Source organism: Mycobacterium sp. DBP42 (genome assembly GCF_005924235.1).
In the GTDB taxonomy this organism is placed as follows: domain Bacteria; phylum Actinomycetota; class Actinomycetes; order Mycobacteriales; family Mycobacteriaceae; genus Mycobacterium; species Mycobacterium syngnathidarum.
In genome coordinates this window covers 43,977-57,974 of record NZ_VCMY01000015.1, presented here as the reverse complement: position 1 = coordinate 57,974, position 13,998 = coordinate 43,977, and the positions used below count along the sequence as shown (strand labels likewise).

Genomic DNA, 13,998 nt, shown 5'->3' with positions numbered 1-13,998 from the left:
CGGGATGAGCCATACCGGCATCTTAAAACAGAAGGTCTTGCGTTTAGCGCGAGAAGTTGCCTATTCTTAACGCAGAATAATCTGCGATTGCGTGATCGAGGAGGCTGGCCATGACGTCGGTACTGGATGCTGCGAAGCGGGTGGCCGTCACCGCATGTGCTCTCACGCACACCACCGATCAGGTGGCGGGACGATTGGGGGTGGCGCCGTTTCTGCCCAAACTGTTCGTGGATCGGTTCACTCACTTGGGTGGCTTCACCGATGCGCAGTTCCGCAATCAGTTGGCCGCATGCCGAACATTCGAGGATGCAGGGTGGGCATCGCATTGGCAGGGCTTCGCCCGCGCGCAATTGGTCCGGGCGGACAAGGCGCTCTCGCATCTGGGTGGCCCAGCCGCGGAACAACTCGTCGACCTTGACGTCGATGTCGACGTGCGCGCACTCGGTGAGCTATTGGCCCCTGCCGTGACGATTCTGGCCGACCGAGGAGCCGTGGCCGACCCCGACGCGGTGGCCGAGTTCTGTAGGCAGCACCCTGAGTCGGCAGACGCCGCCGAGGCATTGGACGCGCTGATCAAGACGCTGGTCTACGAATTCGCCGCGGCCTGGCCAGGATTCAGCCCCCACCGACTGCGCGCCTACAAGAGAATGGATCGGCTGACCGAGGTTCTGGTGACGGCACTGGCCCCGGCTATGGGCTGCACAGTCGACGTGGTGCAGATCCCGTCCGGTGGCGGCGATGTCGTGCGCGGGTACCTAGTACTGCCCCAAGGAGCGGCCCGCGTCCCGACGGTGCTGGTCACCAACGGGCTAGAGGGCAGCATCGCCGAGGTGCTGTTTCCGATGCTGGCCCGGCAAGACGGGAGAGTGGGCCTGTTCGTCATGGAGATGCCAGGCACCTACGGCTATACCGAGCGACTGACGGTGGCCGGCGGCCAAAGCGCATACTCCAAAGTCATCGACTACCTGGTAGCTGACCCCCGCGTCGACGCTGACCGGATCGGCATGTTCGGCGCGAGCTTCGGCGGGTACTGGTCGACGCGAATGGCCGCTGTCGACGATCGGCTGAAAGCTGTCGTTTCCAACGGGCCCCTGGCGGATCGGAGTTTCAGCACGCTCAACTCCGTAGGAATGCCAGAGATCATGGTGTGGACTTTGCTCAAAACTCTCGGCGCTAGTAACCCAATCGACTTGTCGCACAAGTTGTCTGACTTCGCGGTGACTGAGCTTTGCAGCAGGATTTCTGCTCAGCTGCTGGTGATCAACGGGGCCCACGACACCTTGGTCGACACGCAGGACTCGATCGATATCGCCGCCGCAGCTCCCGATGCGTTGCTGGCCCTGTACGCCGGTGATGATCACTGCGCCATGGGTAATGCCGAACATTGGTCGCCGCTGGCGGCGAGATTCCTGCGCGACCATTTGACCGCCCCGATCGGGGAGGCGCACGCGTGACCGAGGCAATCAAAAGCCTGCCGCAGATGCGGCGCGTCCTGTACGCCGCTGACCATCGCATCGATACCCAAATCTCCAGCGAAGCAGGTTGGTTGGACGCTCAGGATGCCGCCTAGCCCGAGGATCTGCGCACCCTGCCGGCGGCGTTCACGCCGGAGTTCGAGATCGCCCGTTACCAACAGTTGGGCCTTGTCGACGGGGCCACGGTACTGCCTGTCTGCCCGGCGTCCTTCCGCGATTTCATGGTGTACGAGAAGCATGCGGTTGATGCTGCCCGCGGCCTGACGAAACGGTTCCTGCCGAAGGGCTACCGGGCGTCCCGGATCTACGAAACCATGACTCGCCGAACGTTTCCCATGTTTCGACCCAACGCGCTCTGGTATCGCGAGCCGGTCTACTACATGTCCAACGCGTTGACCATTGTCCCGTCGGGAGTGCCCATTCGCGCCCCGTCCTACAGTCGCGCCCTCGATTTCGAGCTTGAACTCGGTGTCGTACTCGGAAGCCCGCTGCGCAACGCAACCGTCGAGCAGGCGACGGCCGCGATCGCCGCGGTGGTCGTCGTCAACGATTTCTCCGCGCGGGACGTGCAACTGGCCGAAATGCGTTCCGGTTTCGGCCCGCAGAAGGCCAAGCACTTCCTCAGCTCGATGTCGGCCACCGCCGTCGCCGGCTCCGCCCTGGCACACCGTCTCGACGGGTTGACCGCCAGCGTCACCATCAACGGTAAAACTGTGTCACGCACCACGACCGCGGGGATGCGGTATTCCATGGCCGAGGCGATCGCCCATGCATCGCGCGACGAACAACTCTTTCCCGGCGAGCTGCTGAGCACCGGCACATTGCCCGGCGGCAGCGGGATGGAACTGGGCCGATGGCTGGCCCCGGGGGACGAACTGCGGCTGGAGATCGACGCGATCGGTGTCATCGAACACCGAATCCAAAGCTAGAGGTGATCTCTCAGTGAAGATCCATCAAGTCTCAGATTCCGTCTACGTGGTCGCTGGCACCAACGTGAACTGGGCACTGATCAGTAACGGCTCCGGGATCACCCTCATCGACGCCGGCTATCCGGCCGACACCGACGATCTGCTCGACTCGATCCGCCAAATCGGGCACCACCTCGAGGATGTGACCGCCGTCCTGTTGACCCACGCTCACCTCGACCACATTGGCGCGATCCCCACGCTCGTCGAGCGCATCGGGATGCCGGTCTACACCGGAACCGAAGAAGTGCGGCACGCCAAACGCGAATACCTGCAACAAATTACGCCTGTCGAAATGCTCAAACAGCTCGCCAGTCGGCGTGGTCGACGGTGGGTCACCGAGACCGTCACAGCCGCGCGAGGGGGAATCAAGACAACAGTGCCCACAGCGACTGCCGCCGTGGCCGAGGTGCTCGCCCAACTGCCGGGTGGGCTGATCCCCGTGCCGTCACCGGGACACACGTCCGGTCACACCGCCTATTTCATGGCTTCGGAGAAGGTGCTGTTCTCCGGTGATGCCCTGGTCACCGGGCACCCCCTGCTGGACGACGACGGCCCGCAACTTCTGCCGTCGCTCTTCAATCACGACGAGGCACTGTCCCGGCTCAGCGCACGGCAGCTCGCCGCCCAACCTGCTCATATCTTGGTCCCCGGACACGGCGCGCCCATCGTCCACAACGAATCCACGCCGTAAGCAGGGTTGGCTGAACCGTGGAAGCCGTATTGGGTGTCATCGCCTGGTGCCGCCGGCGCCGCGGCCAGCGGCACGTTTGGGGTTGCACCCTGTACCCAGGTACGGGTTTATCGTCGATATATGGCCACCGATGCAACGTCGCCGCGGGGGCCCGAGTCCTGCTCGTTGCCCACCGGTGAGCAGCCGGCACGAGTCGCTGAATTCGACCGGTTGTTCGCCGATTCGGTGCTGCGGTCCGCGAGGCTATCGGCCACCCGATTGGCTCTGGTGTTGCCGTCGGCCGCTGAGGCCACGGCGCGGGATCTGGCGGATCGAGAGGCCGGTTGCTGTTCGTTCTTCACCTTCGACTTCGCCGGTGCAGGGACAGATGTGGTGATGAGCATCTCTGTGCCGCACGCGCAGGTCGAGGTGCTCGATGCGTTGGCCGACCGAGTCGACGCCGTGCTCGCCGGCAGGGCGCCGTCATGAGTGGGGCGGGTCTGCGCCGCGGTGAGCTGGCTGCCGCCGCGGGGGTGAATATCGATACCTTGCGGTACTACGAGCGGCGCGGTCTGCTCCGCGAACCGCAGCGTTCCCTCAATGCCACCTGCGCACGTTGGTGGGCGACGCGCACGCTAACTGTCGTTTCGGGAGCACGGTGTCATGATCGATTTCCTTGCCGACGGCGCCGACAACATAGTCGGTATCCGGTTCAGCGGAAAGCTCAGCCCGTCCGACTATCGTGATGTGCTCGGCCCACACGTCGAGGCAATGCTGCAACGGTTCAGGGCCCTGAAGGTACTCATCCTGATGGACGAATCCTTTGAGGGCTGGACATTCTCGGCGGCATGGGCGAACACCGTCTTCGACTTCAAGCACCGAGGTGACTTCGACAAGATCGCGATGGTCGGCGCCCCGAAATGGGAAGAATGGTGCGTCCAGAAACCTGCTTCGTGGCTGATACGTGGTGAACTGCGAACCTATCCACGGGACCGGCTTACCGACGCATGGCGATGGTTGCGCGAGTAAAACCCGGTTCTGGCCTGGGTGCCCGCGGAGTGGATGTGGATGTTGGGTGCCACGATATGGCGCATGAGCCCGGCGGCCATGACCGACTTCCCGGTGTTGCTGACGCAGACGAACCACACAGACTTATCGGACATACTCGGCGTGTTCCCTTGTCTTAGTGGGCTATTGGCTGATCGACACCTTCAGCTCGGCGAGCAGTTGCTGGATCCGGTGGTCGATTTGGTCGCGGATCGGGCGGACCGCCTCGATGCCCTGGCCGGCAGGGTCGGGCAGTTCCCAGTTCTCGTAACGCTTTCCGGGGAAGATCGGGCAGGCGTCACCGCAGCCCATGGTGATGACGACGTCGGCAGCTTGCACGATTTCATCGGTCCAGGGTTTCGGGTATTCACCGGTGATGTCGATACCAACCTCGGCCATGGCCTCGATCGCGGCGGGGTTGATCTCATTGCCGGGCTCAGATCCTCCTGACCAGGCGATCGCGTTGTCGCCGGCATAGTGGGTGAAGTATCCGAGGGCCATCTGCGAGCGCCCGGCGTTGTGGGTGCACAAGAACAGCACGGTGGGCTTGCCGTCGCTGATCTTGCCTTCGACCCGTCCGCGGGCGTGCAGCTGGTGGGTACGTGGGCTGTCCGTCATGGCGTCGTGTCCGTTCGCGTCGTCGAGCCGATGGTGGGTAGATGTTGGGAGGTGTGGTGTCCGAACCGCTTACGCAGGGCCAGCGAGACATAGACCAGCCCAACCAGGACGGGGACTTCGATCAGGGGCCCGACCACCCCGGCGAGTGCTTGGCCGGAGGTGGCGCCGTAGGTGGCGATCGCCACGGCGATGGCCAATTCGAAGTTGTTGCCCGCGGCGGTGAACGCCAGGGTGGTGGTGCGCTCATAACCCAGATCGAGGAGGGTGCCGAGCAGATAGCCGCCGCCCCACATGATCGCGAAATAGGCGAGGAGGGGCAGGGCGATGCGGGCGACGTCCCATGGCTGGTGGGTGATCTGATCCCCTTGTAAGGCAAAGAGAATCACGATGGTGAACAGCAGCCCGTAAAGTGCCCATGGCCCGATCCTGGGCAGGAACCGCGTCTCATACCAGTCGCGACCCTTGGACTTCTCGCCGATGCGGCGGGAGAGGTAGCCGGCCGCCAACGGGATGCCCAAGAAGATGAGCACGGATTTGGCGATCTGCCACGGTGAGGTGTCGATGGTGGTTTGTTCCAGGCCAAGCCAGCCGGGCAGCACCGACAAGTAGAACCAGCCCAGGACGGCGAACATGACGACCTGGAAGATCGAGTTGAGCGCGACCAGGACGGCGGCGGCTTCGCGGTCCCCGCAGGCCAGGTCGTTCCAGATGATGACCATGGCGATGCAGCGGGCCAGTCCGACGATGATCAGGCCGGTGCGGTACTCCGGCAGATCGGGCAAAAACTGCCAGGCCAGGGCGAACATCAGTGCCGGGCCGAGCACCCAATTGAGCAGCAGTGAGGACAGCAGTAGTTTGCGGTCGCCGGTGACGGTGTCGAGTCGGTCGTAGCGGACTTTGGCCAGAACCGGATACATCATGATCAGCAGCCCGAGGGCGATGGGCAGCGAAATCCCGTCGAGCTGAACCTTTTCCAGCGCGGTGTTCAACCCGGGGATCCAGCGGCCCAGCAACAGCCCGGCGACCATCGCCGCGCCGATCCAGACCGGCAGGAACCGGTCGAGGGTGGACAGCTTGCCGACCACCGGCGGTGCGGGAGTGGTGGTGCCGGTCATGCCGGCGCTCCGGCGGTGGTCTCGGTGCCGAGCAGCACGGCCAGGCTGGCCAGCGCATCGGGGACCACCGCGTAGTACACCCACGACGCCCGGCGCTGCGAGCTCAGCAGGCCGGCGTCGCGCAGCACCTTGAGGTGATGGCTCACGGTCGGTTGGGAGACCTCCACACCCACAGAGATGTCGCAGACACAGGCCTCACCACCGGCGTGGCTGGCGATCGCCGAGAACAACCGCAGCCGCACCGGATCGGCCAGGGCCTTGAGCTTGACGGCCATATCCGCGGCCTCGGCTGCCGACAGGGGTTCGCGCAGCAGCGCCCCGGGCGGACAGCATGCCTGGTCGAGCGGCCCCAATGATTTCGACATACATCGATATTGACAGAGATCGATATCACCTGCAAGTGGGCAGTGTCGGCGGGCAAAGCTGGGCGGTGGGCATACAGGTCGGCATGTCCACCGCCAGCTCACCAAGGGTGGACGGTCAGCAGCAGGATGCTGCCTGTGTCGCCTCGGGCTCGGCCTCTGCGGCGGCGGTGCCGCCGCAGCAGACGCCGGTCTCGCCGTCGGCGCGGAGCTGTGGGCTGGTGCCGAACGTCTCGGAATCCGCCAGCACGGTGTAGACCTCCCACTTCTCGCCGGCCGGGCCGGTCACCCACACCTTGTCCTGGGTGGCGAAGCAACAGGTCGTACCGATCTCCTCGTCGGTGAACAGCCCTTCGCCGGTCAGCCGGGCGATCTCGGCGTGCACCTTGTCGCTGGATTCGACCTCGACGCCGAGGTGGTTGATGGTGCCGCCCTTGCCGGGGTTTTCCAGCAGCACCAGCTTCAACGGCGGCTCGGCGACCGCGAAGTTGGCATAGCCGGGCTTCACCTTGGCCGGCTCGACGCCAAACAGTTTGGTGTAGAACGTGATCGCTTCGTCGAGATCGTCGACGTTGAGCGCTAACTGAACACGGGACATGATCAACCTCCCACTAGGGATGAGACATATATCGAACTGACGCGTCACGCTCAGGATGCCACCTTTTCGATATATGTCAAGAAATATGGCAGGATGGGCGCCATGCCCAAGGCCCTGCCCGTGATCGACATGTCCGCCCCGGTGTGCTGCGCCCCGGTGGCCGCCGGGCCGCTCAGTGACGCCGACGCGCTAGAGGTGGCGATGCGACTGAAGGCGATCGCCGATCCTGTGCGGGTCAAAATCCTGTCGTATCTGTACAGCTCATCGACTGGCGAAGAGGCCAGCGGAGACCTGGCCGCGGTGCTCGACCTGGCGGAGTCCACGGTCAGCCATCACCTTGGTCAGCTCCGCAAGGCGGGTCTGGTGATCTCCGATCGGCGTGGCATGAACGTGTTTCATCGGGTGAAACCCGAAGCCCTGCAAGCACTCTGCGTGGTACTCGACCCGAACTGCTGCACTTAGCCGCAGAGACGGTCGGCCGCCCTGGCACCGTCGGTGGGTCCGGTTCGAATCCAGCCGCGGGCGCGCACGCCGACGCCCAGAAATAGTGCACCGAGGCCCGTCGGAGTGGCCTTACGCTTTGTGCATGTCGGCAAATCTGCGAGTGGCTCCCGCCGACCTGCGTACGGCGGCTGCGGCGCAGGCCGAGGTCGCCGCCGCGGTGTCGGCGCTGGGTGCCGGGCAATCGGTGGCGAGCGCAAGCAGCGGCGTATCCGACCTGGTCAGTGGCGCTGCCTGTAGTTTCGTGGCGTCAGCGATCGACAAGGCCACCGCAACCGTCAACGACGAGTTGACAATGCACAAAGACCGCCTGACCGTCGCCGCCGAACGGTACCGACAAGGCGACGAGGAGTTCGGCCGCCGCATACGGCGGATCGGTGGCTGACGCCGCGCCGGCAGGGATGCCGGTCACGATTCCCCAGGTCGAGGCGTCGCAACCTGCCAACCTGGTGCAGGCCGGCGCGGAGATCGGGCAGAAAGCCGCGGCGCTCGGTACCCAGATCGAGCAACATCAAAAGGGTCTGCAGACATTGCACGCCGGGTGGCAGGGGTCCGCATCGCAGGCCGCGCAGGCCAAGTCGACCGCGACCGTTCAGCGGATGCAACAACTGCAGGAGGCCCTGACCCGGACCCAGACGATCATGCAGGAGGGCGGCAGTCAGCTTGCCCAGACCCGTTCCAGCCTCTTGCAGACGGTCAGCGGCCTGACCGCACAGGGCTGGCAGGTCGGGCCTGACGGTTCCGTCTCGATCCGCCCCGGCTCGACGCTCGAGAAGTATGCGAAGGTCAGCCCCGCGAACGCCATGCAACTGCAGGCGTTGGCGGCGAGCAACGCGGTGAACGTGAAGACGATGCTGGCCGGCTTCGACACCGCCGATCGCCGGCTGAGCCAGAATTTGCGCGGCGCCGTCAGCGCACTGGACTCTCCGATGCAGAACTTCGGGCCAGGAGGAATTCCTGCGCCCCAGAGCCCCAAGGACACCGGTCCTCAGATACCGCAAGGCAAGGACGCCACGGAAGTCAAGAAGTGGTGGGAGGGGCTGAGCAAGCAGGATCGTGAACGGCTGCTGCGTGAGCAGCCGGAGAAGCTCGGCAACCTCAACGGCATCCCGGTCGCCGACCGCAGCACGGCCAACAAGGCAGTGATGGATGCCGATATCGCTCGTGTGGAAAATGCCACGGAGGCGTTGTCTCAGCAGGAAATGACCCGCTACTACAACGCGCTGAAGGTGCGCGAGGGACTTCAGCACAACGAGGACAGCACCGACGCTCCCTCATATCTCTACGTGTACGAACCGGAGGCGTTCAACGGCCAAGGCAGAGCAGCCATTTCGATCGGCGACCCCGATACGGCCGACAACACGGCGGTCGTGGTGCCCGGCACCAGCCACAGCGTTTCGGAGGGATGGCTGAGCAGCGACGACGCCGCCAACGTGTACAACGAAACCCAGCGTGCCGATCCGAGCAAGAGCAACGCGGTCGTGGCCTGGATGGGGTACAACGCCCCCGACAGCCTCACCGACCCGCAGGTAGGACAAGTCGGCAATGCACGTGAGGGCGGGGCGTTGTTGTCCTCCGACGTCAATGCATTGTCGGTGACGAACCACGGCGACTCCCATGTCACGGTCATCGGCCATTCCTATGGTTCGACCACCGTCGCCGACGCCGCAGCCGGCTACGGCATGCGCGTCGACGACGTGGTCCTGATCGGTTCACCCGGAACCGATTTGGCGAAGAGCGCTGCCGACTTCCACCTGCCCGAGAACGGCCATGTGTACGTGGGCGCCGCCTCCACCGATCCGATCACTCATCTGGGCGGGGACAACAACCAGGTTCATATCCCCGGAACCGGCGTCACCATAGGACTGGGCACCGACCCCGCCGACGACGATTTCGGGTCGACGCGCTTCAAAGCCGAGGTGGAAGGCTGGACGTTGCCGTGGAAAGACCACAGCGGCTACCTGGTCCCGGGCAGTGAATCGCTGTTCAGTATTTCCGATATCGCCTCAGGGCACGGCGACGCGTTGGAGCATGATGGGATGACTGCTGATCATCGAACGCAAGTTCTCGGCGTGGAGATCGATCCCGAGGCGTGGCGAATCGCCACCGGGGGGCACCGTCACCAATGATCGCCATGGGGCATAGAGAAAAGGTCAGCGTGCGAGCGAATCTGTTCATCGCGGTGGTCATGACGGTCGCCGCTCTCACTTCAGGATGTGATGCCGTGAGTTCCAAGAGCTATGGGGTTTCGGACCCGCTCACACCCGAGCAGTCCAAGACCCAGGTGGTCGACGCCGCTCGCGAGATCGTGCAGACCCTGAAACTCGATACGTCGGCGGTGGTGTTCCGGCGTTCGTCCTGCAATGACCAGCACGAGGCACCGTTCCGGGGCGTCGTCAGGATCAAGTACCCGTTGGCTTCCAGTTTCGAAGCCTCCGGCAGCGAGGTCGAACAGATGGTGCAGCAGCTGAAGTCCAACGGGTGGGGCGAAAACACGGATTTCAAGACGCACGCCAGCAGCCTGGCCAAGAACCAGGTGGTCGCGGTCTTCAACCCTCAAGCCAAGGGGACCGTGAATCGATCGATCGAGCTCTACGGTGAATGCCGCGACGTCACCACGACGAAGGACTCGGCGGGCACCACCGAACACGTTGATCTCGGCTAGCCGCGTACCGCAGCAACCGGCCGGAACCGTACCTTTGCACTGAGCCCCCGGGTTCTGCGTCGACTGACATGAAGTTGATATGAAGTCGGCGGCAGACGCTGTTTCTGTCCGCAGAATGTCAGTGTGACGGCGTCGGCACCTTCCTGCGATCAGCAACGAGTTGATGGCTCGCTGATCCGCGTGGTGGGCGTCGCCGATGAAGTCGACAGGCTCACTGTCGCAGGCTCAGAACGTGACGAGGTCGTCCGGCTGACTCGCCAGCAGGAGCTGCGGCAGGCCCGTTACTACCGGGGGCTACTGGAATCGCAGCGGGCTGAGATCGAGGTGGAGTTGGCTCGCGACTGCGCACTGCTCGCCAGGCACTTGGCCGACGGTCGCAGTCGGCGCCGGATGCCTCGCCTTCGGGAATCCGTCAGGCGCAAGCGCCGTGAGCAATATCAGATCGAGTGTCTGCTGGAATCTTTGAACATGAGGTTCTTCCAGCCGCGGCCGATGCCGCTGCCGGATCACCGCTTCACCGTGGAGATCGAACCGACCCGGCACGGCTATCGGGTTCGGGTCCTCGAACTCGATCAAGTTGTGACCGCGGTCAGCCGGGACGAAGCGGAGATGACTGCCCGCGAGTACATCGCCGTGAGCATCGGTATGGCGATCAGCCGGATCGCCGTACACGTCTCCCCGGCCCGCTCTGTCACCTAGATCCCGCGCCATCCGCGCCGCGCCAATGCGCGTTTTCTCCCATCCTCTGTGACGACGCTGCGCAAAACTGTTGTGGGCCAAGCTATGAAAGCCGAGGGATCATTGGCGCCCAGGTTGGGTGGTTAATGTCCAGGCACAGTTTCCCTGTCAGTCACCTCCGGGAAACGCTGTGTCCCAACTGTTTATGGGGAAACTGACGATGGGTGGTGACATCCCTTCGCGGGCGTTGCTAGTTTCCCTCGGGAAGAATTTCTAATACCGAGAGGCGCGACTTCGCACCATGTTGAAAACTCTTGTCGCACTGGCTGTCGCCGGTTCATTCGCGGCCATGACAGCACTTGGCACCGCCAACCAGTGTGTGGCCCAGCCGCTTCCGGAACCGCCTGCGCCTGACGGCACAGCCGGAATGGGGGCTGGCACCGGTTCCGTGCCGTCTGCCGCGCCCGCGACCCTGCCCACTCCAGAGGGTTGGACTCTTTCGGTCAAGGCGGTGGACGAAACGCAGATCGCCGTAGAGCCGTTGACCACGGCCATTTCGTCGCGTGAATACCTGGTGGGCGGAACGTTTCTGGGCGAGGTGACTGGTGCCGGCAAGGCCGCCTTGACCGGCGGCACTCTGGAGGCGGGGTACCAGATCGGTTGCGGAATCACCGCCGATGTCGTGGATGCCCGGTTCGGCGGCAACATCACGCCCTCGCTCAGCTCGGCGGGTCTGCCGAGTGTTGGAGGTGGGCTCTTCGCGCAGATCCGCCCCACGCTCAAGCCGGGTACGGCAACCGTTGTCGCGGTGACGAAAGTTCAATACGAGGGCGATTCGGCTCGTGCGACGATCACCGGCCTGCGGATCAAGATCGACAGTTGTGTCGGTCAGTCCTTCATCCGCTCATACGCGACCTTCACCAGCTCCACCGCCGACACGCAGGATGTCGTGTCATACGTGGGCGTGACCAAGGCTGTCTGACGTCCCAAACCCAAATACACGCTCGCTCAACAATTTACGCTTTGAGAGGTGTCAAGCTGACATGACCAAGTTCTTTACTGCCCTGGTTACGATTGGTGCGCTGGTGGCGCCGGCACCTTATGCGGTCGCCGCGCCCGAACCTGTTGTGCCGCCCGTTGAGGGCGAGCCCGAACCGACGCCGGACACCGGGGCCGTCGCTTCCGGCGAACCATCCGTGGTCACGACGCCAGACGGCTGGGTGTTGAAGCTCGCCGCCAGGGACGAAACCCAATTGCCGATCCCGGCCCTCACGACGGCGACCTCATCGCGTGCGTACCTGGCTGGAGGGACGTTCACCGGCAGCATCAGCGGCAATGGCAGTACGTCGTTGCGAGGCGGTTCGCTGGAGGCGGGCTACCAGATCGGCTGCGGTATTGCGCTGAGCGCCGTTCGTCTGACCGGCAGCCTCGGCCTGTCCTCGTCGCTCAGCCGGTCTGGCCTCGGCGGGGTCAGCGCGCCGATCCAGGGCAATGTCGAAGTACGGCCCAAACCCGGCGAGGTCATCAACGTGCCGGTCACCAAAATGAAGTTCAAGGGTAAGGATTCCCGGGTCACGCTCAAAGACGTGCACATCAAGATCGATGGGTGCGTCGGCCAGTCTTTTCTGCGCTCATACGCGCAGCTGACCAGCGCTGCCCCGGGATCCGAAGATATCGTCGCGTACTACGGACTGACCAAAACCGTCTGATCCGCGTCCGCCCGCATCTGCGGATACGTCGGGTATTCGATGCCCGAGAGGTACTGCACGGTGCGCACGACCTGGGACGAGTAGCCGAATTCGTTGTCGTACCAGACGTAGAGGATCACGTTGTCCTCGTCGGCGATCGTGGCGTTCGCATCGATGATGCTCGCCGCACGTGAGCCGATGAAGTCGCTCGAAACGGCATCGGTGGCCGCGGTGTAGTCCAGGTTGCGGCTCAACGGTCCCGACAAGGAGGCCTGGCGCAGGTACTCCAGGACCTCACCCTTGGTGGTCTGCTTGTGCAGCTGCATGTTCAGGATGGCCACCGACACATCCGGGGTGGGAACGCGGATCGAGCTGCCGCTGATCTTGGCCTTGAGGTCCGGCATCGCCTTGGCCACCGCCGAGGCCGCGCCGGTCTCGGTGAGCACCAGGTTGAACGGCGCGGACCGGCCGCGGCGGTCAGCCTTGTGGTAGTTGTCCAACAGGTTCTGGTCGTTGGTAAACGAGTGCACGGTCTCCACGTGACAGCGCGCTACGCCGAACTCGTCGTCCATGGCCTTCAACGGCGGAACGATCGCATTGGTCGTGCAGGATGCGCACGAGAAGATCTGCTGCTCGAGATCGAGTGTGCGGTGGTTGACCCCGTGCACGATGTTGGGCACGTCGCCCTTGCCCGGTGCGGTCAGCAGAACCTTGGCGATACCGGGGCGCAGGTGCTTGGACAGCCCTTCGCGGTCGCGCCACTTGCCGGTGTTGTCGATCAGGATCGCGTTGTTGATCCCGTACTGGGTGTAGTCGACGGTCGACGGGTCGTTGCTGTGGATGAACTTGATGACGTTGCCGTTGGCGATGAGGCAGTTGTTCTCGTTGTCGACCTTGATCGAGCCGTTGAACTGGCCGTGCACCGAGTCGCGGCGCAGCAGTGATGCCCGCTTGGCAAGGTCGCCTTCCCCGTTGCTGCGGATGACGACGGCACGCAGGTTCAGGCCGTTACCGGATCCGGCCTTCTCGATGAGCAGGCGTGCGACGAGCCGACCGATACGGCCGAACCCGTAGAGCACCACGTCCCGCGGGCCCTGCGGCTCGATCTTGTTCTCCCCGGTCACATCGCTGAGCACCTGTGCGGTGAACTCGGGCACCGATGCGCTGCCATCGCTGGCGCGGTAAGCCATGACCAGCAGGCCCAGGTCGATCTTCGCGGGGCCCAGGTCCAGGTCGGCCAGGGCCTGAAGGAACGGGAAGGTCTCTTCGACCGAGAGCTCGTTGCCGCCCACCTGGCGGGCGAAGCGGTGCGTCCGCAGGATGCTGATGACGGACTTGTTCACCAGCGACCGGCTGTGCAGCAGAACCGTCACGCCCTTCGCCCGGTGCAGGGTTCCGATGATCGGGATCATCGCCTCCGCGAGTGCTTCTTGGGCATTCCAGTTGGCGAGTTCTGGCGAGTTCAAATCAAGCGTCCTGTGCGTCGTGTGGGCTGGCCCCTCGGATGAGTAGCGCTTAGATGTTAGCGATTGCCGGATTTCACAAAACGCCCTGGTAGGGCGGTGAGATCAGCAGTGGCGCAGGTCACAGGTCTAATCGGCCGGATGTGGAGG

16 protein-coding genes and 2 pseudogenes are annotated in these 13,998 nt (G+C 63.9%); 13 read left to right on the top strand and 5 right to left on the bottom strand.

Translation table 11 applies throughout. The annotated features are described in order from the left end of the window. Positions 1-110: 110 nt before the first annotated feature. The 6 genes and pseudogenes from E0T84_RS15975 (at position 111) to E0T84_RS15950 (ending at position 4,142) form a co-directional block, all read left to right on the top strand. Positions 111-1,454 (top strand): S9 family peptidase, encoded by a 1,344-nt coding sequence (locus E0T84_RS15975; protein ID WP_138744884.1) that lies wholly within the window; start codon positions 111-113, stop codon positions 1,452-1,454. A 242-nt stretch (positions 1,455-1,696) separates the two neighbouring features. Further along, complete coding sequence (locus E0T84_RS15970; protein ID WP_371725995.1) at positions 1,697-2,404, top strand: fumarylacetoacetate hydrolase family protein; 708 nt, start codon at positions 1,697-1,699, stop codon at positions 2,402-2,404. Positions 2,405-2,417: 13 nt separating this feature from the next. Next, positions 2,418-3,134: an MBL fold metallo-hydrolase gene (locus tag E0T84_RS15965; RefSeq protein ID WP_070188562.1), complete on the top strand. Its 717-nt coding sequence runs from the start codon at positions 2,418-2,420 to the stop codon at positions 3,132-3,134. A 120-nt stretch (positions 3,135-3,254) separates the two neighbouring features. Then, positions 3,255-3,602: a hypothetical protein gene (locus tag E0T84_RS15960; RefSeq protein WP_070188563.1), complete on the top strand. Its 348-nt coding sequence runs from the start codon at positions 3,255-3,257 to the stop codon at positions 3,600-3,602. Next, positions 3,599-3,709, top strand: a pseudogene (locus E0T84_RS32320) (MerR family DNA-binding transcriptional regulator); the annotation flags it as partial. The gene E0T84_RS15960 and the pseudogene E0T84_RS32320, both read left to right, overlap by 4 nt. A 67-nt stretch (positions 3,710-3,776) precedes the next feature. Continuing rightward, complete coding sequence (locus E0T84_RS15950) at positions 3,777-4,142, top strand: STAS/SEC14 domain-containing protein (protein ID WP_138744882.1); 366 nt, start codon at positions 3,777-3,779, stop codon at positions 4,140-4,142. Here E0T84_RS15950 and E0T84_RS32735 read toward each other — a convergent pair. The 4 genes and pseudogenes from E0T84_RS32735 to E0T84_RS15925 all read right to left on the bottom strand — a co-directional run bounded on the left by E0T84_RS32735 (position 4,094) and on the right by E0T84_RS15925 (position 6,853). Then, positions 4,094-4,276, bottom strand: a complete 183-nt coding sequence (locus E0T84_RS32735; RefSeq protein ID WP_083284489.1) for a hypothetical protein — start codon at positions 4,274-4,276, stop codon at positions 4,094-4,096. The genes E0T84_RS15950 and E0T84_RS32735 overlap by 49 nt on opposite strands. 28 nt (positions 4,277-4,304) lie before the next feature. After that, positions 4,305-5,893: pseudogene (gene arsB / locus E0T84_RS15935) on the bottom strand (ACR3 family arsenite efflux transporter). Continuing rightward, positions 5,890-6,258, bottom strand: a complete 369-nt coding sequence (locus tag E0T84_RS15930) for a metalloregulator ArsR/SmtB family transcription factor (protein ID WP_138744880.1) — start codon at positions 6,256-6,258, stop codon at positions 5,890-5,892. The pseudogene arsB and the gene E0T84_RS15930 overlap by 4 nt, the downstream one beginning before the upstream one ends. A gap of 115 nt (positions 6,259-6,373) precedes the next feature. Then, positions 6,374-6,853, bottom strand: coding sequence for an ArsI/CadI family heavy metal resistance metalloenzyme (locus E0T84_RS15925; protein WP_138744879.1), 480 nt, complete (start codon positions 6,851-6,853; stop codon positions 6,374-6,376). 102 nt (positions 6,854-6,955) lie between these two features. Between E0T84_RS15925 and E0T84_RS15920 the strand changes: the two genes are divergently transcribed. The 7 genes from E0T84_RS15920 (at position 6,956) to E0T84_RS15890 (ending at position 12,406) form a co-directional block, all read left to right on the top strand. Beyond that, positions 6,956-7,315 carry an Rv2640c family ArsR-like transcriptional regulator gene (locus tag E0T84_RS15920; protein WP_070945060.1) on the top strand — a complete coding sequence of 120 codons (360 nt, stop codon included), beginning with the start codon at positions 6,956-6,958 and terminating at the stop codon, positions 7,313-7,315. A 124-nt stretch (positions 7,316-7,439) separates the two neighbouring features. Then, complete coding sequence (locus tag E0T84_RS15915; RefSeq protein ID WP_070188568.1) at positions 7,440-7,739, top strand: type VII secretion target; 300 nt, start codon at positions 7,440-7,442, stop codon at positions 7,737-7,739. Further along, the gene (locus E0T84_RS15910) at positions 7,732-9,483 is read left to right on the top strand and encodes an alpha/beta fold hydrolase (RefSeq protein ID WP_249383651.1); all 1,752 of its coding nucleotides are present in this window, start codon (positions 7,732-7,734) and stop codon (positions 9,481-9,483) included. Before E0T84_RS15915 ends, E0T84_RS15910 begins: the two co-directional genes overlap by 8 nt. A 95-nt stretch (positions 9,484-9,578) precedes the next feature. Then, a complete protein-coding gene (locus tag E0T84_RS15905; RefSeq protein ID WP_234998528.1) occupies positions 9,579-10,019 on the top strand; it encodes a hypothetical protein in 441 nt (146 codons plus the stop codon). Positions 10,020-10,142: 123 nt separating this feature from the next. After that, positions 10,143-10,718 carry a hypothetical protein gene (locus E0T84_RS15900; protein WP_138744878.1) on the top strand — a complete coding sequence of 192 codons (576 nt, stop codon included), beginning with the start codon at positions 10,143-10,145 and terminating at the stop codon, positions 10,716-10,718. Positions 10,719-10,998: 280 nt separating this feature from the next. Then, positions 10,999-11,679, top strand: coding sequence for an MspA family porin (locus E0T84_RS15895; protein ID WP_371725993.1), 681 nt, complete (start codon positions 10,999-11,001; stop codon positions 11,677-11,679). A 61-nt stretch (positions 11,680-11,740) separates the two neighbouring features. Further along, positions 11,741-12,406, top strand: a complete 666-nt coding sequence (locus E0T84_RS15890; protein ID WP_138744877.1) for an MspA family porin — start codon at positions 11,741-11,743, stop codon at positions 12,404-12,406. Here E0T84_RS15890 and E0T84_RS15885 read toward each other — a convergent pair. Beyond that, positions 12,382-13,851 (bottom strand): glyceraldehyde-3-phosphate dehydrogenase, encoded by a 1,470-nt coding sequence (locus tag E0T84_RS15885; protein WP_070188572.1) that lies wholly within the window; start codon positions 13,849-13,851, stop codon positions 12,382-12,384. The two genes, E0T84_RS15890 and E0T84_RS15885, sit on opposite strands and share 25 nt — an antisense overlap. Positions 13,852-13,998: the final 147 nt, after the last annotated feature.